We start from the raw sequence: 20,283 nt of genomic DNA on the forward strand, positions 1-20,283 counted from the left end.
GATGACCCCCGAACCGGAAGTCCTCAGAGTGCTCGGACTGTTCCTCAAGCACCCGACACTGCGCCTGGCTCCGGGCGAGCCCTTCGCCCGCGGGAGGCTGCCGTACCGGGCCGACCTCCTCCGGGACGACTCGACGCGGCTCCTCGTCCCCGGTCACGCGTCTCGGCCCGCGCACGTGAAGCTGCGCGACGTCGTGGAGCACCGCACGGGGCTGAACGTGGACACGCAGCTGCGCGCGCTCCGGGCGGTCCGCTCGGCCGACGCGGTGCTCTGCGTGCTCGAGCCGGAGGCGGGCCTCCCCGCGCTGCTCCGGCGCGCGCGGCTCGGGCCGTACGGCCGCACGCCGCTCGTGGTCCTCTCCTGCTGGTGGGCGGAGGAGCTGCTCACCGGCTCGCCGGAGCGGCGCCGACAGGTGGTCCGGCTGCTTCAGGGGGTCGACCGGCTCGTCGTGCTCAGCGAGAACCAGCGCGAGGTCTTCGCCCGTCACGGCGTCGACGAGCGGCGGATCGCACCGGTGCTCTTCGGGGTCGACTCCGACTACTACCGGCCCGTTCCGCCGCGTCCGAAGCGGTTCGAGGTGCTCGCCGTCGGGGTCGACCGCGGGCGCGACTTCGACTCGCTGGTCGCCGCCGCCGAGCGCCTGCCGCACCGGCGGTTCGACATCGTGACCACTCCTGCACGGCGGCCGTCCCGGGCGCTGCCGGCCAACGTCGTCCTGCACGATCCCGTCCCGGTCGGTCGGCACCGCGACAACCTGCGCGACGCCGAGCTCGTCGTCGTCACCAGCCACGACCTCGCCTACCCGACGGGCCAGAGCGTCCTCCTGGAGGCCTCCGGCTGCGGGACCTGCACGGCGGTCACCGCGAGCGCCGCGATGACCGGCTACGTCCGCGACGGCGAGACGTCCTTCTCGCTGCCCCTGCACGATCCAGCGGGGATCGCGGCGGTGCTGGAGGCGGTGCTGAGCGACGACGGGAAGCGGGCCGAGGTCGCCCGCGCGGGCCGGGAGCGGGTGCTGGCCGAGCTGAACGCGCGGCACATGTGGGCGGGCGTCCGCGCGGTCCTCCGCGACGCGGTCCGCGAGCGCGGCCGCGTCTGAGCGGCGGTCGGCCGGGGCCCCACCAGGCGACCTCCGTCGCGCCGGGAAGGGCCCGCCGACCGGGACCTCTGCGCCCCGGACCCGTGGATCCGCGCCGGATCGGGTGGACGCGGGAGGCGCTACTCCGGCGGCAGAGCGCGGACGCGGGCGGACCGCTCCGCGAGCAGAGCGAGACCCGCGCCGATCACGACGAACGAGATCGGGGCGAAGAACACCTCGCCCAGCTGCGTCGCACACAGCAGCACCAGGATGCTCGCCGCGCCGACCGCGTGCCCCGGGCGGCTCCCGGCCCCGGCGGCCGTCGTCGCGAAGCCGGCCACGAGCACGGTGCCGACGACGCCGACGAGCAGCACGACGCCGCCCTCGGCCATCAGCGCCAGGTAGGAGTTGTGGAAGAACCAGTCGATCCCGTCGACCCGCGCGGTCGCCTCGCCGAGCCCGGAGCCGGTCCACGGCGAGAGCGCCACCTTGTCGACCGAGGCGTCGAGGATGCGGGCGCGCAGGGCGTCGGAGCCGGCCCGCTCCACCCCGTAGTCGCCCGCCGTCGCCAGGTTCCGCTCGGCCCAGAGGAACAGCAGGACGAGGCCGCCGCCGAGGAGCGCGCGGAAGAGCAGGCGCAGGTACGGCGCCGCGACGAGCCACACCAGCGCGCAGGCGTAGGCCGCCATCGACGTGCGGGAGTCGGTGGCGACGACCGCAGCGGCTCCGAGCGCGAGCACGCCGATCCGCAGCCACAGCCGCGAGCCGAGCGCCGAGACCAGCAGCGCCGCCGCCCCGTAGACGAGACCGGCCACGTTCTTGTCCTGGAGGAAGCCGGTCAGGGCGCCCTGGTAGCTGTCCGGGGCGAGTCCCGCGACGAACAGCACGGCGTTCAGCGACAGGGCCGCGGCGAGTCCTTTGAGCCCCGAGACCACGTCGATCCGCCCGCTCGCGAGGAAGCCCGCGGCGAGCATGACGAGCGCGATGTTCGCCGCCCGGCGCAGGGCGTCGAGGCCGTCGAAGGACGAGCCGGCGAGGACGAAGGCGAGCAGGGCGAGGCACAGCCACGGGTACCAGGCGGCCCGTCCGAGACGGCGGGTGGGCCGCCGGAAGAGGCTGACGAGGACCAGGGCGGCCAGGGCCGTCTGCGCCAGCGGGACGCTCCCCGGGAGGAAGGGGGTGGGGAGCCGGTAGACCAGGAGGCCCATCAGGGCGGCATCGAGTATCCGAGCGGAATGTGCTATCGGAAAGGCCGCGTGAACGAGCGGGGAACGCCTCTCGACGACGATCTCTCCCCCTGGTGCGGACATGTCGTCATCCTCGCAGAAAGGGCCTCCCGAGGGGTCGGGGACCGCCTAGGGAAAGGCGCTCCGCATTGCTAGCGTGACCGACACCTCAGCATCGTCGTGCGGCGCATGCGCGGCACGCAGAAAGGTGCGCAGTGACTGTCGTCGATCTCATCGCATTCATCCGGCGGAACTGGCGGACCCTCGTGGTCGCCGTGCTCGTCGGAGCTCTGGCGATGGCCGCCTTCTCGTTCCTCACTCCGAAGGTCTACGAGTCGAGCTCGGCCGGATTCGTGATCGCCGCGAGCGACGGCAGCTCGGCCGATGCGATCAGCGGGTCGCAGACCGCGGTGACCCGGGCGAACGCCTACCTGCCGCTGATCTCGAGCAGCGCCGTCTCCGAGCGGATCGAGGCCGACCCGGAGGCGAACCCCGGCGGGGAGGCCCTGAGCGGCCGCCTCACCGCGAGGGTCGCTCCGGGCAGCACCCTGATCGAGGTCACCGCCGCGGCCGGGACCGCGCAGAACGCCGCAGCACTGGCCAACGGGGCGCTCGCGGCGCTGGCGGCCGTCATCACCGACATCGAGACGCAGTCCACCGCGGACCGCACACCGCAGATCACCGTCGTCCCGCTCGAGAACGCGGAGCCGCCCGCCGCTCCGACGAGCCCCGACTGGGTGCGGAACATCCTGCTCGGCGCCCTGGGCGGCCTGGTGCTCGGCTTCGGTCTCGCCTTCCTCCGCCGGGCCCTCGACATCCGCGTGCGGACCGTCGACGACCTCACCGAGCTCTTCGGCGTCGGCGTCCTCGGGCGCATCCCCAAGGCCGGACGCCCGGGCCGGACCGGCGGCCGCCGCGGCACCGACGCGCTCACCGCGGAGGCGTTCCGCTCGCTCCGGACGGGCCTGCGCTTCTCCAGCGTCGACGAGGAGACGCGCAGCGTCGTGATCACCAGCGCCAACCAGGCCGAGGGCAAGTCCACGATCGCCGCCGGACTGGCCCGCGTCACCGCGGAGTCCGGGCAGCGCACCCTCCTGGTCGACGCGGACCTCCGCCGGCCCTCCGTGGCGCGGATGCTGGACATCGACGGCGCCATCGGCCTCAGCGAGGTCCTCAGCCACCAGATCCCCGTGGACGACGCGATCCGCCCCACCGGCACCGCGGGCCTCTACGCCCTCCCGGCCGGGCACATCCCGCCGAACCCGTCCGAGATGCTCGGCTCCGAGGCGATGCGCGCCCTGGTCGCGCGCCTGTCGAAGGACTACTTCGTCATCATCGACGCGCCGCCCGTGCTGCCCGTCACCGACGCCTCCATCGTCGCGACCGTCGTCGACGGCGTCGTCTTCGTCGTCGCCTCGAACCAGACGCGCCGGCCCGAGGTGGTCGCCGCCCGGCGGATCGTCCAGCAGGTCCGCGCCCGCGTGCTCGGCACCGTGCTCAACATGGTCACCGCCCGCGACGGCGACACCGGGTACTACTACTACGACCGCAAGAACGCGTACTACGCCGAGCCGCAGCCGGGGACGGGGCGCAAGCGCGCGGCGGCGGCACCGCGCCGGTCCGAGCTCGCCCCGGTGGAGTCGCGGGCCCTGCCTCCGCAGACGTCCCGCCGGGCGGCTCGATGAGCGGGCGCCTGCTCCTGCTCTGCCATGCGAACGTGGCCCGGTCGCCCTCGGCCGAGCTGATCACGGCGCGCCTGCTCGGCGCCGGCTCCGACTGGCGGGTCGAGAGCGCGGGAACGCACGCGGAGGCCGGCCGCGGGCTCGACCCCGAGCTCAGCGATGCGCTGCGGGCCCGCGGGCTCTCCACGGCCGGGCACCGCGCGCGCCAGGCCGACGGCCGGATGCTCGCCGGCACCGACCCCGTGCTCGTGTTCGAGGCGGGCCAGCGGGAGTGGGTCACCCGCCACTTCCCGGCCGCCGCGCGCCGCACCACCACGGTCCGCCGGGCGGCGCGGCTGGCGGGAGCCGCCCCCGGCGTCCCGCTCCTGCGGCTGCTCGCCGACGACACCGCCCCCTACGGAGCCGAGGACGACTTCGCCGACCCGTTCGGGCGCGGACCGGACGTCGCCGCGGCGGCCGTCGAGGACATCGACGCCCTGCTCCGGGTGATCCTCCCCGCTCTCGGCGCTCTGCCCGTCGGCGCGGAGCCCCCTGCCGCCACCGTCCGGAGCACCCGCCGCTCGCTCCGCCGGGACCGCGCCGCCGAGACGGTCGCGAGGTGACCGCCGAGGGGGTGAGCGTCGTGATCCCGCACTACGGCGACCCCGCGCCCGCGCTCGCCCTCGTCGAGCGGCTCCGCAGCCAGGAGTCGCCCCCCGCACTCGAGATCGTCGTCGTCGACGACGCCTCCCCGGTCCCGTTCCCGGCCGGGATCGACGGAGTGGAGGTCGTGCGGCGCGAGCGGAACGGCGGCTTCGGCGCCGCGGTGAACACGGGCGCCGCCCGGGCGCGCCACCCGCTGCTCCTGGTGCTCAACAGCGACCTCGTCGTCGGACCCTCCTTCCTCCGCGACCTGCTCGAGGCGGGACGGCCGTGGCTGCCCGCGGTCGTCGCTCCGGACCTCGTCGACGCGGGCGGGGAGCGGCAGTGGGTCGGCCGGCGCTTCCCGCGGCTGCGCCACTACGTCGTGGAGTGGCTCACTCCGCTCGCGCGCTGGCGCCCGCGGCTGCACGCCGCCGTCGGCCACGACACCCGGTGCGCCCCGGGCGCGACGGTGCCGGTGGACTGGGTGGTGGGCGCCGTGATGCTGCTGCCGGTGGCCGAGTTCCGCGCGGTCGGCGGGTTCGACGAGGCCTTCCACATGAACTGCGAGGAGGTCGACCTCCAGCGCCGGCTGCGCGAGCGCGGCGTGCCCTCGGTCTTCGCCGGCTCCGTCGTCGCCGAGCACACGGGAGGCGGCTCCTCCGACCCCGCGCGCCGACTGGTCTGGCTGGTCGCCTCGCGCCTGCGCTACGCCCGCAAGTGGGGCGGGCGCCCCGCCGCCCTCGCCGCGGCCCTGCGCGCCGCCTCCGCCGTGAACCTCGCCGCCAACGCGGTGCGCGCCGCCGCCGGCAGCGACGTGCGCCCGCTGGCCGTCCTCCGGCGCGAGCTCCGGCTCGTCGCCGCCGCCGAGGCGGCATCCCGATGAGCGGGCCCGTGCTCGTGGTGAGCCCGGTCTTCCACGGCTACTGGGAGGCGCTCGAGTCGGCGCTGGCCCACCTGGGCGACGACGTGGTCGTCCACCGCTACGACGCCGCGACCGGGCTGGCCCATGTGCGCGACGCCCTCGGCCACCGGCTCCCCGGGGGCCGGCTCCGGCGCTCGTCGATGCGCGCCGAGACCGACCGCGCGATCGCGGCGCTGCGCGCCGTCCGGCCCCGGGCCGTCCTCGTGGTGAAGGGCGACTCCCTCGGCGACGCCTGGTGGGAGGAGGTCGGCCGCGCCGGCGTCCCCGTGGTGCTCTGGCTCTACGACGAGCTCCGCAACATGGGACACCCCGTGGACCGCCTGCGCTCCCTCGCCGGGGAGGCGGTGTCGATCGTCAGCTACTCCGCCGCCGACGTCGCCGAGCTCGCCCGCGCGGGGGTTCCGGCCGGGCACCTGCCCGACGCCTTCGACTCCCTCCTCTCCTTCCGCCCCCGCCCCTCCGCCGCGGTGACCTTCGTCGGCGCCCGCTACCCCGAGCGCGAGCGCGTGCTGCGGGAGCTCGCGGCCGGCGGGGTCGCGGTCGAGGCGTACGGGCGGCAGTGGTCGCGGCACCCCTGGGACGTGGCGCGCACCGGCCGCTGGCGCTCGGCCGGCGTCCCCGCCCGCCGCGACGTCCCGCGGGCGGGCTACTACGGAGTGATGGCCGGCTCGACCGCGACCCTGGCTCTGCACGGCGCGGGCCACGGCGGACTCTCGATGCGCGCCTTCGAGGCGCCGGGCGTCGGGGCGCTGACCCTGATCGACCGGCCCGAGGTGGCGGAGTTCTACGAGGTGGGCAGCGAGGTGCTCGTCTTCGAGGAGCGCGACCAGCTCGTCGAGCACGTGCGGCGGGCGGGCGCGGACCCCTCGTGGGCGCGGCGCATCCGCGAGGCGGGCGCGCGCCGCACGGGCGCCGAGCACACCTTCGTGCACCGGATGCGGGAGGTGAGGGCCCTGTGGCGCTGACGCACCCGACCGACCTGGAGGCCTGGCGCCGCTGGCAGCGCGGCCGCGACCCGCTGCGCACCGCCCGGGCGGCGCTGCGGCGCTCCGAGCCGACCCGCCTGGTGCTGCACGTGCGCGGCGACCGGCCTGCGGTCCTGCTCGCGGTGGAGGCGTCGACGGCGAGCGCCCTCGCCTCGACCGCGGCCTCGCTCGCTCCTCTCGGCGGGGCTCCCGCGGCGGTCCTCGCTCCCTCCGGAGCCGGCGACGCGCTGTCCGGGCTGCTGCCGGGCCGCTGGAGGGCGCACCCGGTCGACCCGGAGGCGGACCCGCCCGCCGAGCTGCGGAGCCTCCGCGCCGTGATCGCCACCGGCCACTTCCTCGCGGCGGGAGCGGCCGCCCACCGCTGGTCCGCGATCCTCGGCGCCCGCTTCCTGGTCGTGCAACACGGCCTGCTCACCCCCTCCGCCCCGCCGCTCCCGCCCGGAGCGACGCTGCTGGCGTTCTCGGAGGAGGACGCGGCCTTCTGGACCTCCGGCCGCAGCGACGTGGAGACCGAGGTCGTCGGCAGCCAGCTGCTCTGGACCGCGTCGCGCCGCCCGCGCCCCGAGCGGCTCGAGGAGCGGCCCCTGTTCCTCGGCCAGCTGCACGGCGCGGAGCTGCCCCGGCGGACGGCCGCGGCCACCGCCTCCCGCTTCTGCCGCGAGGCGGGCGCCGACTACCGCCCCCACCCCGCCGAGGTCGACCGCCGCTCGCGCTGGCAGCACGCGCGGTGGGAGCGCCGCGGCATCCGGGTGCTCCGCGGCGGCGACCTCGCCGCGCAGGCCCGGCCGGTCGCCTCGATCTTCTCGACCGGGGTCCTGGAGGCCGCGGCCGCCGGGGTCCCCGCGTGGGTCGTCTGCGAGGACCCGCCCGCCTGGGTGCTCGAGTTCTGGAGCCGGTACCGGCTCGCGCGCTGGGGCGGGCAGACGCCGACCGCGGCTCCGCCCGTCCCGGCCGTCGAGCCGGCCGTCGCCGTCGCCCGCCGGGCACTCGCCATCGCCGAAGGAGGCACCCCGTGACCGTTCTCTGCGTCATCCCCGTGCGCGGGGGCTCGAAGGGCGTCCCGCGCAAGAACGCCCGCCCCGTCGCGGGCCGCCCGCTGGTGGTCTGGAGCATCGAGCAGGCGCTCGCCGCCGGACTCGACGTGCTCGTGTCGACCGACGACCCCGAGCTGGCCGCGATCGCGGAGGGGGCGGGAGCGGACGTGCCGTTCCTCCGGCCCGCCGAGCTGGCGCGCGACGAGACGGCGACCGAGCCCGTCGTGCTCCACGCGATCGAGCACCGGGCCGCACTGGGCCGCCGCCCGGACGCGGTGATGCTCCTCCAGGCGACCTCGCCGATCCGGCTCCCGGGCACCCTCGCCCGCGCGCTCGAGCAGTTCGCCTCGACGGGGGTCGACTCGCTGGTGGGCGTCGTCCCGCAGACGCCGTTCCTCTGGCGCCTGCAGGAGGGCGCCTCCGTGCCGCAGTACGACGTCACGGCCCGGCCGCGGCGCCAGGACCTCGCCGAGGCCGACTTCTTCTACCGGGAGACCGGGTCCCTCTACCTCACCCGCACCGAGGTCTACGAGCGCGAGCGCAACCGGATCGGCGGCCGGGTCGGCCTGTTCGTCATGGACGAGGTGGAGGGCGGGGACATCGACACCGAGGCGGACCTCGCGGTGGTCGAGCAGACCCTCCTCGGCCTCGCGGCGGGAGGCGGCGCATGATCATCGACCGGCACCTCGCCCCGTTCATCGTCTTCGCCGAGGACCCGGTGCTCACCGCGCTGGCCAAGATCAACGCGAACAAGCAGCGGATCGTCTTCTGCGTCGACGGGCACGGGATCCTCCGCGGGTCGGTGTCCGACGGCGACTTCCGCCGCTGGATCATCGCGAACCCGACGGCCTCCCTCGACGTCCCGGCCCTCGCCGTCGCGAACACCGCCGTCCGCACGGCGGGAGCGGACGAGCCGGCCACCGCGATCGCCGCCCGGCTCGGCCGCGACGGGATCAGCCACCTCCCGCTCGTCGACGACCGCGGGCACCTCGTCGCGATCGCGGTCGAGGGCGATCGGGCGCTGCGGATCGGCCGCCACGAGGTGGGCGACGGCCACCCGGCCTTCCTGATCGCGGAGATCGGCAACAACCACAACGGCTCGGTCGATCTGGCGCGGCGGCTGGTCGACCTCGCGGTCGAGGCGGGAGCCGACGCGGTGAAGTTCCAGCTGCGCGACCTCGACTCCCTCTACCGGCGCGCCGGCGGGGCCACCGCGGGGGAGGACCTCGGCGCCCAGTACACGATCGACCTCCTGCGCCGCTTCTCGCTGCCCGCCGAGCCGCTCCTCCGGGTCTTCGACCACGCGGCCGAGGCCGGGATCGACGTCCTCTGCACCCCGTGGGACGCCCCGAGCGTGCAGGCGCTCGTCGACTACGGGATCCCGGGTCTCAAGATCGCCTCGGCGGACCTCACCAACCACGGCCTGATCGAGGACGCCGGCACCCGGGGGCTGCCCCTGCTGCTCAGCACCGGGATGTCCCGCGAGTCCGAGATCCTCGAGTCGGTCGCGCTGCTGCGCTCGCTCGGCACCTCCTTCGCCCTGCTGCACACCCAGTCGACGTACCCGGCGCCCTACCGCGACCTCAACCTCGCCTACCTCGACCGGCTCGCCGAGATCGGCGGCGGCGTCGTCGGCTACTCCGGCCACGAGCGGGGCTGGCACGTCCCCGTCGCCGCCGTCGCCCGCGGGGCCCGCATCGTCGAGAAGCACTTCACGGTCGACCGGGGGATGGAGGGCAACGACCACACGGTGTCCCTGCTCCCGGACGAGTTCCGCCGCATGGTCGGCGAGATCCGCGACATCGAGGACTCGCTCGGCACGCGCGACGCCCGATCGGTCTCGACGGGGGAGTCGATGAACCGCGTCTCGCTCGCGAAGTCGCTGGTCGCCTCCCGCGACCTCTCGATCGGGGACGTGGTGCGCGCCGCCGACGTCGTCGTCCGCAGCCCCGGCCGGGGCCTCCAGCCCAACGAGCTGCCGCAGCTGCTCGGCCGCGCGCTCCACCGCGACGTCGAGGAGGGCGGGTTCTTCTTCGCCGGCGACCTGCGCGAGAGCACGCCGTCCGGCCGGCCGTTCCGGTTCCGCCGCCCCTGGGGCCTGCCGGTGCGGTACCACGACCACGCGGCGCTCGCCGCGGAGTCGAACGCCGACTTCCTCGAGTTCCACTTCTCGTACCGCGACCTGGAGATCGAGCCGGACGACGTGTTCACCCGCCGCCTCGACTCCGGCTTCACCACCCACCTGCCGGACCTGTTCGCGGGCGACTTCCTCGTCGACCTCGCCTCCTTCGACGACGACGTGTGGGAGCGCTCGATCGCGGAGGTGCAGCGCACCGTCGAGACCACCCGGAGCCTCGCGCGCTGGTTCCGCCAGGAGGAGGACCCGATGATGGTCGTCACGATGGGCGGCTTCACCCGCCACGCGCACGTGGCTCCGGATCAGCGCGCTCCCCTCTACGAGCGCGTCGCCGACGCCCTCGAGCGCATCGACACGAGCGGCGTCCGCGTGCTGGCGCAGACCCTCCCGCCCTACCCGTGGCTCATGGGCGGGCAGCAGTTCCACAACCTCTTCGTGGACCCGCGCGACACCGCGGAGTTCGCGGCCGCGACCGGCACGCCGCTCTGCCTCGACGCCTCGCACACCAAGCTCGCGGCGAACCACCTCGGGCTCGCCTTCTCGGAGGCGGTGGCGCTGCTCGCTCCGCTCAGCGCGCACCTGCACCTCGTCGACGCGACGGGTGTCGACGGCGAGGGGGTGCAGATCGGCGAGGGCGAGATCGACTGGCCGGACTTCGCGGCGTCGCTCGACGAGCTGGCGCCCGGGGTGCCGTTCATCCCCGAGATCTGGCAGGGGCACGTCAACAGCGGCGAGGGCTTCTGGACCGCGCTCGAGCGGCTGGAGAAGTGGCTGTGACCCCGCTCGCGCTCTGGGCGGTGCCGGTCGGCGAGTTCGGCGGGGTGGCCCGCCACGTCCTCGACGCCGCCCGGCACGGGATCCCCGGCCACCGGCTCGTCGTGCTCTGCCCGGAGGGAGCGCTCGCCGAGCGGCTGCGGGAGCAGGGCTCGGCCGTGACGACCGGGCGCTTCGGAGTGTCCGCCGGTGCCGCCGCCTCCGTGGCGACCCTGCGCGCGACCGCGGCGGCTCTCCGCCCGGCGGTCGTCCACTCCCACCTCGCCCACGCCGACCTCGTGACCGCGGCGACCCCGCTGCCCCGCGGGGTCCGCCGCGTCACGACGGAGCACGGCATCGCCGGGCCCGACGTCTACCACCGCACCGCACTGCGGGCGCGGACGACCGCGGTGGCGCACCACGCGCGGCTGCGGTCCTTCGACGGCGCGATCGCCGTCTCGGAGGCCACCCGCCGCACCATGATCGAGAAGTGGCGGCCGAGCCTGCCGGTGCAGGTCGTGCTCAACGGAGTCGACGCCGCGCCCCGCGACCGCGAGCCGGGGGAGCCGGGCTCCCTCCGGGTCCTCTCGCTCGCGCGCCTGGCGCCGGAGAAGCGCCTCGACGCGCTGCTCGAGGCCTTCGCGGTGCTGCACCGGCGCGTCCCCGGCGCCACGCTGACCGTCGCCGGCGAGGGTCCGCTCGACGGCGCCCTGCGCGCCCGGGCCGAGCGGCTCGGCCTCGGCGACGCCGTGTCGTTCCCCGGCTTCGCCGATCCGGAGGCGGCGCTCGCCGCGGCGGACGTCGTCGCCCAGCTCTCGGTCTGGGAGAACTGCTCCTACACGCTGCTCGACGCGGCCGCCCGCGGGATCGGCGTGGTCGCCTCCGCGGTGGGCGGGAACCCCGAGATCGTCGAGCGGGACTCGCTGGTCGACGCCGACGACCCGGAGGCGGTGGCCGCGGCGCTGGAGCGGCAGGCGTCGAGAGCCGCGGCTCCTCGCGCCGTGCGGGACGTCGCCGCCATGTGCGGCGGGATCGCCGCCGTGTACGAGGGGGTGGCGGCGTGAGCGGCGGGTCCCTGCGACCGGGACTGCGCACCCTCCTCTCGCTGGCCGGTGCCGCCTCTCCGGGCTGGATCACCGCCGCCGTCGCGGGCTCCCTCGCGCTCGCGGTCCTCGACACCCTGGGCGTCGCCGCGATGGTGCCGCTCATGGCGCTGCTCACCGGGACCGACACCACCACGGGCGCGCTCGGCGTCCTCTCCGGCGTCCTCGGCTCGACGGACGTCCAGACCCTCCTCCCGATCATCGCCGGCTTCGTCGCGGTCGTCTTCGTGCTCAAGAGCGCCGGGACGATCGTCTTCCGGTGGTGGCTGCTCGGCCGCACCACGCGGATATCGGCCGACGCTGCGACGGAGCTGCTCCGGCGGTACGTCCTCGCGCCCTACGCCGTCCACCGCTCCCGGCGCCTCGCCGAGGTGTACCGGACCATCAACGACGCCAGCGCGCAGGCGGCCGGCGTGCTCCTCGGCGTGATCGGCATCGCCTCCGACCTGCTGGTGCTCGTCGCGATCGTGGCGATCCTGCTGGTCGCCTCGCCGGTCGCGACCCTGTTCGCGGCCGTCTTCTTCGCGGTGCTGCTCGGCGGCGTCCAGGCGCTCCTGCGGCGGCGGCAGGGCCGGATCGGCGAGGAGATGGCGGAGGCCGCGCTGGAGTCGTGGCAGTTCCTGCTCCCCTCGCTCGACGGGTTCCGCGAGGCGCGCCTGACCTCGAGCGCGGCGAGCCTGGTCGCCGGCTTCAGCGGGGCCAAGCGCCGCAGCGCCCAGGCTCTGCGCTCCCTCTCGCTCGTCTCGGAGCTGCCGAAGTACCTGCTCGAGATCGGCTTCGTCGTCGCCGTCGTGGGCGTCTCGGGGATCCTCGTCGCCACCGGCTCCGGCGCCGAGGCGCTCTCCGTCCTGGGCGTCTTCGCGGCCGCCTCCCTCCGCGCCCTGCCGACGCTCAACCGCGTCTCGGCCACGTTCGCGATCGTGCGCAGCGGGCAGGCGGGGCTGCGGATCGTCTCCGAGGCGGCCGAGGAGCTCGCCTCCGAGGGGGCGCACGACGAGACGCCCGGGCCGGGCGGCCGCTACTCCGGCGACATCGCGCTCGAGCACGTCACGTACCGCTACGCCGACTCCGACGTGGACGTGGTGCGGGACGTCTCGCTGGTGATCCAGCGGAACGCCACGACCGCCTTCGTCGGATCCAGCGGCGCCGGCAAGAGCACCCTCCTCGACCTGGTCCTCGGCCTGCTCCCGCCCACGAGCGGCCGGATCCTCTGCGGCGGGCGGCCGATCGACGAGGACCCCGCGGCCTGGTACGCGGGGCTCGGCGTGGTGCCGCAGGACGTGTTCCTCCTGGACGCGACCGTCGCCGCGAACGTCGCCTTCGGGGTCCCGGCGGCCGAGGTCGATCACGAGCGCGTGCGCGAGGTGCTGCGGACGGCGCAGCTCGAGGAGTTCGTCGGCGGGCTGCCGCAGGGTCTGGACACCCGCGTGGGCGAGCGCGGCGTCCGCCTCTCCGGCGGCCAGCGCCAGCGGCTCGGCCTCGCCCGGGCGCTGTACCGGCGCCCCTCCGTCCTCGTCCTCGACGAGGCGACCTCGGCGCTCGACAACCGCACGGAGCACGAGATCTCGCGTGCCGTCGCCGAGCTGCACGGCAGCATGACCGTCCTCGTGGTCGCCCACCGGCTCTCGACCGTGCGCGGCGCCGACCGGCTGCTCTTCCTCGACGGCGGCCGGATCGAGGGGGCCGGCACCTTCGAGGAGGTGCGGGCCGCGCACCCCGGCTTCGCCCAGCTCGTAGCGCTCGGAGAGCTCTCGTGAGCGGGGGAGGCCCGCGGTGGTGACGCTCGGCGACGTCCGCTCGGCGCTGCTGGCGCCCCTCCGCCGACGGGGCACGACGGTGCTGCTGCCCGGCGAGTCGTTCGGGGTCGGGAACCTCGCCTACTTCTGGCTGCAGGCCCACGCCCGCCGGGGCCGCGGGGTGCCGACCGCGGTGCGCGCGACGCGGAGGACCGCGGAGTGGGCGGAGGTCTTCCCGCGGGTCCTCGAGGAGCTCGTGGTGCCCCCGGCGGAGATGTCGTTCTTCAGCCCCCGCGAGCTCGGGAGCGTCCACCAGGAGCTCGGCGTGGAGTTCACGACGGATGAGCTGGCGGACTTCGTCGCGACGATGCTGCTCCCGCCCGGCGGCCCGTTCACCGCTCTCGCGGCGGCGGCGCGATCGGAGGCGGACCTCACCGTGAACATCCGGCGCGGCGACTACTACAGCGTCCCGGCCTTCCGCGGCCGCTACTCCTTCGACGTGGTCGAGTACGTCGACGCGGCGCTCGCCCTGGCCCGCGAGCGGGAGCCCGTGCGCAGCGTCCTGATCGTGTCGGACGACCTCGACTGGTGCCGGGTGAAGCTGGCCCGCGTCCTCGAGGGCGTCGAGGTGCGCTTCCCGGGGGCGGGGACGCCGGTGCCGCAGCAGCTCGCCCTGCTGGCCGCGTCCCGCCGCCTGGTGCTGACGAACTCGACCTTCTCGTACTGGGGCGCGCATCTCGGCGACCACGTGCACGGCGGCGCCGACGTGATCGCGCCGTGGTTCCACAGCCGCGCGTGGAACGGAGGGGCGGCGACGCAGCTCGACCCGCGCTGGCGGGTGGTCCGCGACCTCCCCGGCGGCTGGGACGGCTGACGCGGCGAGTCGGAGTCCGGCGGCTGCGCGGGGCTCGCGGGTACCGGCGGGGGCTGCGGGCGGGCGGCTCCGGGGGCGCGACCGGGCGTGGACGGCCGCGGGCGGGCGCGTTGTGCGAGGACGGCTGCAGGGTCGCGGCTCCGGGCTCTCGGCTCGGCGCCTCAGCGCAGGACGTGGCCCTCGACGTCGACGGGAGCCCGGGCGGTGAGGCGCTTCAGCCGCATCGCGGGGCGCTCGACCAGCAGCCAGCTCGCCCACGCGAGGGGGACCGTCGCTGCGACCGAGAGCGCGATGTACGCCCAGAGCGGCACGTCGGCTCCGGCTCCGACGATCGCCAGCGAGAGCAGCTGCTGCACGGGGAACGCGTAGATGTACATCCCGTAGGAGACGTCGTGGGTCGCGCCCACTCGACGCAGGGGGAGCCGGGCGCCGAGCGCGACCATCAGATAGGCGAGGGGGAGGCCGGCGAGCACGCGGTAGAGGCCGGCCGCGATCACGAGGACGAGCAGCACGGCCGCGGCAGCGGTGAGCGCGCCCGTCAGGGGGAGGCGGTCGCGGTACAGGTGCACGAGCGCGCCGGCGAGGAAGTACCCGACGAGCGTCACCGTCTGGTTGAGGGGCGCCGGGAACGGGACGAGGTCCGTCGCGAGCACCGCCGCGACGAGGGTGAGGCCCGCGAATCCCGCGACCACGAGGGGGCGCACCCAGCGCGCGGGCGCCAGGGAGACGAGCAGGCCGATCACGACGTAGCTGACGAACTCGTAGAACAGGCTCCAGAGCGAGCCGTTCCACGCGCCCGGGTAGGGCACGGAGCCGAGCATCCCCGCGATGCCGTACTCCCGGATGTAGAGGGCCGCATTGGCGACCACGAAGCGCACCGCCCCGGCCGCGCTGTACTCGCCGGCTCCGAGGAGGAGCGACGCGAGCGGTGCGGCGACGAAGGCCACGACCAGGAGCGAGACGAGGAAGGCGGGATAGATGCGGAGGAAGCGCCGCCAGAGGAAGTCGACCAGCGATCGCGAGCGCAGCCGGCTCGCGGTGATCAGGAAGCCGGAGGTGGCGAAGAACCCGCCGACCGCCCAGGCGCCGAGGGTCGAGCCTCCGAACCCGGGGTCGTCGCCGTAGCCGCCGAGGGGGAAGGAGTGCGACACGATGACGAGGACCGCCAGCCCGAGCCGCAGGGCGTTGATGCTGTTCGACCGCGGGTCGAAGGCGGAGCCGACGGTCGGGCGCGTGCGTGGCGCGCGGGCGGGCGCGGCGGTGCGCCGGCCGTTCTCCTGGCGGGTCATGCGCACATCCTGCTGACCCCGGCCGCCGCCGTCGATCGGGCGTGGGACGCGCCGCGCTCCTCCCGGAGGGCCCGCGCGCCAGCAACGACGCGCGCTCCACCCCTGCGGACCCGCCGCGGAGCTGACGCGGACTGACGTGCGGCCTGCGGCTGATCCCTCTCCGCCCGGTCGTCCCTCCGTCGCCCTCTCCGCGAGACGCCGCTCCGGTAGCGACACGCCGGAGCGGGCGTACCGGAGCGGCACCTCGTGGCAGGCGGTCGGATCACGCCGGTCGGACCGCGCCGGTCGGATCACGCCGGTCGGATCACGCCGGTCAGAGCAGCCCGTCCGTGAGGTGGTCCGGCGTGCCGAAGCGGTGGGCCGTGATCGACACGGCCTGCTCGCGGAGGAACGGCAGCAGCTCCAGCCGGCCCGCCTCGGTCGCCGGGCCGGCGTAGACCGCGAGGTCGGGGCGCCCGCCCGTCACGGCCGTCACCGTCGCGGCGGAGGCGCCCAGCAGGCGCACCCGTCCGGCGCCGTGGGCGCGCACCCGCGCCTCCCACGCCGCGTCGTCCTCGACCACGACGGCGCCGGCCGCCTCGTCGAGACCGGCGGCGAGCTGCGGAGGCAGCGCCACGGCGCTCGAGACGACCACCCGTGCCTGCGCGGTCGCCGCCGCGACGGCCACCCGCACGAGCGAGCCCAGCGGCTCCCCGGCGGCCAAACGCACCAGCACGGCGGAGTCGTAGGGCAGGCGGCGGAAGACGTTGCGCTCCGCCTCCAGCCCCGTCACGTCGCGAGGAGCGCTCGCGGCCCGCGCCGCCGCGCAGCTGCGCGCCGTCCGCTCCACCGCGGCGTGCTCCTCCGCCGGGAGCTCCGCGCGCGACGCGGCGAGCAGGCGGGCGGCCGGTCCGACGACCGGAGCGGTAGCCTCCGACGGCGCCGCGGTCCAGGAGCCCAGGCCGAGCAGGTAGTCCGGCCCGCCCGCCTTGGTGCCCGGGCCGACCGCCGACTTCTTCCAGCCGCCGAACGGCTGGCGCTGCACGATCGCCCCGGTGATCCCGCGGTTCACGTAGAGGTTGCCCGCCTCGATCCCGTCGAGCCAGGTGCCGATCTCCTCCGGGTCGAGCGCGTGCAGGCCCGAGGTGAGCCCGTAGTCGACCTCGTTGACGATCGCGATCGCCTCGTCGAGGGTCGCCGCCGTCATGATCCCGAGGATCGGCCCGAAGTACTCGGTGCGGTGGAACTCGGACCCGCGGCGCACGCCGTCGCGGACGCCGGGGCTCCACAGGCGTCCGGAGTCGTCGAGGCTCCGCGGCTGCAGCAGCCAGGTCTCACCGGCGCCGAGCACGGTCAGGCCGCGCAGCAGCTTGCCCTCGGCGGGTTCGATCACCGGCCCCATCCGCGTCGCGGGGTCGGTCGGGTAGCCGACCGTGAGGGAGGAGACCGCGTCGAGCAGCTGCGCGCGGAACCGCTTCGAGCGCGCGACGGAGCCCACCAGCACGACGAGCGAGGCGGCGGAGCACTTCTGGCCCGCGTGCCCGAAGGCGCTCGCCACCACGTCCTTCACCGCCAGGTCGAGGTCGGCCGAGGGGGTGACCACGATCGCGTTCTTGCCGCTCGTCTCGGCGAGCAGCGGGAGGTCGTTCCGGAAGGAGCGGAACAGCTCTGCCGTCTCGTAGGCGCCGGTGAGGATCACCCGGTCGACCTGCGGGGAGGCGATCAGGTCGCGCCCCAGCTCCTCCTCCGGCAGGCGGAGCAGGCGCAGGGCCTCGCTGGGCACGCCCGCCGCCCACAGCGCCTCGGCCACCACGGCGCCGCAGCGCGCGGTCGGTCCGGCGGGCTTGAGCACCACGGCGGAGCCGGCCGCGAGCGCCGCGAGGACGCCGCCCGCCGGGATCGCGACCGGGAAGTTCCACGGCGGAGCGACCAGGGTCAGCGCGGCCGGGTGGAAGCGGGCGCCGTCGACCGCGTCGAGCTCGAGGGCGCGCTCGGCGTAGTAGTGGGCGAAGTCCACGGCCTCCGAGACCTCGGGGTCGCCCTGGTCGAGGGTCTTGCCGCCCTCGGCCGCCATGACCTCGAGCAGCTCGGCGCGGCGCGCCTCCAGCTCGTCGCCCGCGCGGTGCAGGATGCGGGCGCGCTCCTCGGCCGGGACGTCGCTCCAGCCGCTGCCGCGGGCGCCGGAGAGCACCGACTCCAGCTCGTCGAGGGTGCCGATCGTGGCGGCCTCGATCGCGTCGGCGCCGGCCCGGGAGGAGGGGACGCGCGCGAGGATCGCCTGCGCCCACTCGCGGTTCGCGGCGACGGACGGGTCGGTGTCGGGGGTGCTGCGGAAGTCGCCCGGTCCCGGACGGCCGCTCGCGGCGAACCGGTCGGGCACGCGGTGCGCCGGGGGGACGGCCCCGTCGAGGGCGGCGACGGAGGCGCGGAACCGCTCCTCCTCCCGCGCGAAGAGCGCCGGGTCGGCCTCGAGCTCGAAGACGGCCGACATGAAGTTCTGGCTCGACGCGCCCTCCTCCAGCCGGCGGATCAGGTAGGCGATCGCCACGTCGAACTCGGCCGGCGCGACGACCGGCGTGTAGAGCAGGAGCGAGCCGACCGTGCGGCGCACCGCCTCCGCTTGGCCCTGGGCCATGCCGAGGAGCATCTCGTACTCGATCCCCTCGCGGACGCCGCGGGTGCCGGCGAGCAGCCACGAGTACGCGACGTCGAAGAGGTTGTGCCCGGCGACGCCGACCCGCACGTTGCGGATCCGCTCCGGGTGCAGCGCGTAGTCGACGACGCGCTTGTAGTTCGTGTCGGAGTCCTGCTTGCTGCTCCAGGTCGCCAGCGGCCAGCCGTGGACCGAGGCCTCGACCTGCTCCATCGGCAGGTTCGCGCCCTTCACCAGGCGCACCTTGATGCCGGCGCCGCCGCGGGCCCGGCGGGCGGCGCTCCACTCCTGCAGGCGGATCATCGCCGAGAGCGCGTCCGGCAGGTAGGCCTGCAGCACGATGCCGGCCTCGAGGCCGAGGAACTCCGGCCGGTCGAGGATGCGGGTGAAGACCGCGATGGTGAGGTCGAGGTCCTTGTACTCCTCCATGTCGAGGTTGATGAACTTCTGCGGCGAGGAGGCGGCGGCCCGGGCGAACAGCGGCGCCAGCTCCTCGACGATGTCGTCGACCGCGGCGTCGAAGGCCCACGGGTTGTGCGGGGCAGTGCTCGAGGAGACCTTGATCGAGACGTAGTCGACGTCGTCGCGGGCGAGGAGCCGGTGCGTCCCCTCCAGGCGGCGGTGGGCCTCCTCGCGGCCGAGGACGGCCTCGCCGAGCAGGTTCATGTTGAGCCGGACGCCGTCGCGGCGGATCGCGGCGATGGCCGGGCCCAGGCGCGAGTCGGTCGCGTCGATGATCAGGTGGCCGACCATCCGTCGCAGCACCCGGCGCGCGATCGGCACCACGACGTCCGGGAGGTGCGGCGCCATGACGCCGCCGAGGGCGACCGCGCCGCGCATCGGAGCCGGGAGGAAGGACGGCACGTTGCCCGCGATCGCCTTCAGCGCCGCCGCCGCGACGCGGGTGTCCTCGGGGCGGACGACGCCGTCGACGAAGCCGACCGTGAAGTCCAGGCCGGCCGGGTCCTTCAGCACGCCCGCCAGCTGCGCCCCGGAGGCGTCGATCGGGATCGCGGACGCCTCGCGCAGCCAGCGCCGCACCAGGGCGACGCTCTCGTCGACCAGGCGGGGATCGATCGAATCGGCGGACGGACCGTCGGCCGCGGGGCCGGTGGCGAGAGCGGGGCTGGCGAGATCCGTCATGGTGCGGTCCTTCTGCTCTGAGGTGGGTGCCTTCAGTATTCGACCGACTACCGTTGAGCAGAAGCGACCGTTCCTTACCGGTACCGGTCAGCTCAGCTGAACGATCGGAGAGACGCCGTGCTCGATGTCCGCCGCCTGGTCCTGCTCCGCGAGGTGGCCATCCGCGGCACTCTCGCCGCCGCGGCCGAGGCCCTCGCCTACAGTCCCTCCGCCGTCTCGCAGCAGCTCGCCGTGCTCGAGCGCGAGGCCGGCGTCGAGCTGCTGCGGAAGGCGGGCCGGCGCGTGCAGCTCACACCCCAGGCCGAGATCCTGGTCGAGGCGGCCGGAGAGGTGATGGCCCTGCTCGAGCGGGCGGAGGCGGCGCTCGCGGCCTCGGGGGAGTCGGTGACCGGGCGGGTGCGGGTCGCGGTGTTCCAGTCGGCCGCGCTCGCGCTCATGCCGGGTGCGCTCCGGGCCGTCGCCGACCGCTTCCCCGAGGTGCGCGTCGAGATGGTGCAGCGCGAGCCCGAGGGTGCGCTGCACGAGACGTCGTGGGCGCGGGAGTTCGACCTCGTCGTCGCCGAGCAGTACCCCAGCCACTCGACCTCCTGGCTGCCCGGACTGGTGCGCAGCGACCTGACGACCGACGCGATCCGCCTCGCCGTGAGCCGCGACTCCGCCGTCGTCGACCTCGCCTCGGCCCGCGACTCCGCCTGGGTGATGGAGCCGCGCGGCACCGCGAGCCGCCACTTCGCCGAGCAGACCTGCCGGGTCGCGGGCTTCGAGCCGGACGTCCGCTTCGAGACCGCCGACCTGCAGGCGCAGATCCGACTCGCCGCCTCCGGCCACGCCGTCGCCCTGATGCCCGACCTGGTCTGGGCGGGCGAGGCCCCGGACTGCCGCCTCCTCGAGCTGCCCGGCACGCCCCGCCGCACGATCTTCACCGCCCAGCGCGAGGCGCAGCTGGCGTCGCCGGCCGTGCGGGTGTTTCGGGAGTGCCTGGCGGAGGTGGCGGGGCGTGCCGGGCAGCTCGAGGAGGCGGCAGTCCGGGGCCTCGCCCGCCCAGACCAGGTCGGGCATCAGGG

The 20,283-nt window shown here is 75.4% G+C and carries 15 protein-coding genes; 12 read left to right on the plus strand and 3 right to left on the minus strand.

Annotated elements, in window-relative coordinates:
- Position 1 precedes the first annotated feature (1 nt).
- Positions 2-1,099, plus strand: a complete 1,098-nt coding sequence (locus C5D04_RS07155) for a glycosyltransferase family 4 protein (RefSeq protein WP_146087846.1) — start codon at positions 2-4, stop codon at positions 1,097-1,099.
- Positions 1,100-1,218: 119 nt separating this feature from the next.
- On the opposite strand, the gene C5D04_RS07160 is transcribed toward C5D04_RS07155, so the two are convergent.
- Positions 1,219-2,286: an O-antigen ligase family protein gene (locus C5D04_RS07160; RefSeq protein ID WP_104347472.1), complete on the minus strand. Its 1,068-nt coding sequence runs from the start codon at positions 2,284-2,286 to the stop codon at positions 1,219-1,221.
- A gap of 233 nt (positions 2,287-2,519) precedes the next feature.
- On the opposite strand from C5D04_RS07160, the gene C5D04_RS07165 reads away from it, so the two are divergent.
- Genes C5D04_RS07165 through C5D04_RS07210 form a run of 10 tightly spaced genes read left to right on the plus strand, consistent with a single transcriptional unit; the run spans position 2,520 to position 14,155 of the window.
- On the plus strand, positions 2,520-3,989 hold the full coding sequence (locus C5D04_RS07165) for a polysaccharide biosynthesis tyrosine autokinase (RefSeq protein WP_104326191.1): 1,470 nt from the start codon (positions 2,520-2,522) through the stop codon (positions 3,987-3,989).
- The gene (locus tag C5D04_RS07170) at positions 3,986-4,588 is read left to right on the plus strand and encodes a low molecular weight phosphatase family protein (protein ID WP_104347473.1); all 603 of its coding nucleotides are present in this window, start codon (positions 3,986-3,988) and stop codon (positions 4,586-4,588) included. Before C5D04_RS07165 ends, C5D04_RS07170 begins: the two co-directional genes overlap by 4 nt.
- Positions 4,585-5,493, plus strand: a complete 909-nt coding sequence (locus C5D04_RS07175; RefSeq protein ID WP_104347474.1) for a glycosyltransferase family 2 protein — start codon at positions 4,585-4,587, stop codon at positions 5,491-5,493. Before C5D04_RS07170 ends, C5D04_RS07175 begins: the two co-directional genes overlap by 4 nt.
- Positions 5,490-6,497, plus strand: coding sequence for a glycosyltransferase (locus tag C5D04_RS07180; protein ID WP_104258156.1), 1,008 nt, complete (start codon positions 5,490-5,492; stop codon positions 6,495-6,497). Before C5D04_RS07175 ends, C5D04_RS07180 begins: the two co-directional genes overlap by 4 nt.
- Positions 6,488-7,534, plus strand: a complete 1,047-nt coding sequence (locus C5D04_RS07185; RefSeq protein ID WP_104326193.1) for a hypothetical protein — start codon at positions 6,488-6,490, stop codon at positions 7,532-7,534. The genes C5D04_RS07180 and C5D04_RS07185 overlap by 10 nt, the downstream gene beginning before the upstream one ends.
- Complete coding sequence (locus C5D04_RS07190; protein WP_104347475.1) at positions 7,531-8,223, plus strand: cytidylyltransferase domain-containing protein; 693 nt, start codon at positions 7,531-7,533, stop codon at positions 8,221-8,223. The genes C5D04_RS07185 and C5D04_RS07190 overlap by 4 nt, the downstream gene beginning before the upstream one ends.
- Positions 8,220-10,466: an N-acetylneuraminate synthase family protein gene (locus C5D04_RS07195; protein WP_104251022.1), complete on the plus strand. Its 2,247-nt coding sequence runs from the start codon at positions 8,220-8,222 to the stop codon at positions 10,464-10,466. Before C5D04_RS07190 ends, C5D04_RS07195 begins: the two co-directional genes overlap by 4 nt.
- The gene (locus C5D04_RS07200; RefSeq protein ID WP_104251021.1) at positions 10,463-11,506 is read left to right on the plus strand and encodes a glycosyltransferase family 4 protein; all 1,044 of its coding nucleotides are present in this window, start codon (positions 10,463-10,465) and stop codon (positions 11,504-11,506) included. The genes C5D04_RS07195 and C5D04_RS07200 overlap by 4 nt, the downstream gene beginning before the upstream one ends.
- Entirely contained in the window at positions 11,503-13,302 is a 1,800-nt protein-coding gene (locus C5D04_RS07205; protein WP_104224510.1) for an ABC transporter ATP-binding protein, read from the plus strand. The genes C5D04_RS07200 and C5D04_RS07205 overlap by 4 nt, the downstream gene beginning before the upstream one ends.
- A gap of 19 nt (positions 13,303-13,321) precedes the next feature.
- Positions 13,322-14,155 (plus strand): alpha-1,2-fucosyltransferase, encoded by an 834-nt coding sequence (locus tag C5D04_RS07210; protein ID WP_146079484.1) that lies wholly within the window; start codon positions 13,322-13,324, stop codon positions 14,153-14,155.
- A 161-nt stretch (positions 14,156-14,316) separates the two neighbouring features.
- Here C5D04_RS07210 and C5D04_RS07215 read toward each other — a convergent pair whose 3' ends face one another.
- Entirely contained in the window at positions 14,317-15,444 is a 1,128-nt protein-coding gene (locus tag C5D04_RS07215; RefSeq protein ID WP_104251019.1) for an acyltransferase, read from the minus strand.
- 313 nt (positions 15,445-15,757) lie between these two features.
- A complete protein-coding gene (locus C5D04_RS07220) occupies positions 15,758-19,219 on the minus strand; it encodes a bifunctional proline dehydrogenase/L-glutamate gamma-semialdehyde dehydrogenase (protein WP_104347476.1) in 3,462 nt (1,153 codons plus the stop codon).
- Positions 19,220-19,336: 117 nt separating this feature from the next.
- Here C5D04_RS07220 and C5D04_RS07225 point away from each other — a divergent pair.
- Positions 19,337-20,283 (plus strand): LysR family transcriptional regulator (locus C5D04_RS07225; protein ID WP_104347477.1); only part of this gene is annotated, 947 nt, incomplete at its 3' end.

This window comes from Rathayibacter sp. AY1D2 (assembly GCF_002932695.1).
In the GTDB taxonomy this organism is placed as follows: domain Bacteria; phylum Actinomycetota; class Actinomycetes; order Actinomycetales; family Microbacteriaceae; genus Rathayibacter.

Coding starts and splice junctions, on each gene's coding strand:
- C5D04_RS07155 (WP_146087846.1), top strand. CDS start 2: ATGACCCCCGAACCGGAAGTCCTCAGAGTGCTCGGACTGTTCCTCAAG.
- C5D04_RS07160 (WP_104347472.1), bottom strand. CDS start 2,286: ATGGGCCTCCTGGTCTACCGGCTCCCCACCCCCTTCCTCCCGGGGAGC.
- C5D04_RS07170 (WP_104347473.1), top strand. CDS start 3,986: ATGAGCGGGCGCCTGCTCCTGCTCTGCCATGCGAACGTGGCCCGGTCG.
- C5D04_RS07180 (WP_104258156.1), top strand. CDS start 5,490: ATGAGCGGGCCCGTGCTCGTGGTGAGCCCGGTCTTCCACGGCTACTGG.
- C5D04_RS07195 (WP_104251022.1), top strand. CDS start 8,220: ATGATCATCGACCGGCACCTCGCCCCGTTCATCGTCTTCGCCGAGGAC.
- C5D04_RS07215 (WP_104251019.1), bottom strand. CDS start 15,444: ATGACCCGCCAGGAGAACGGCCGGCGCACCGCCGCGCCCGCCCGCGCG.
- C5D04_RS07220 (WP_104347476.1), bottom strand. CDS start 19,219: ATGACGGATCTCGCCAGCCCCGCTCTCGCCACCGGCCCCGCGGCCGAC.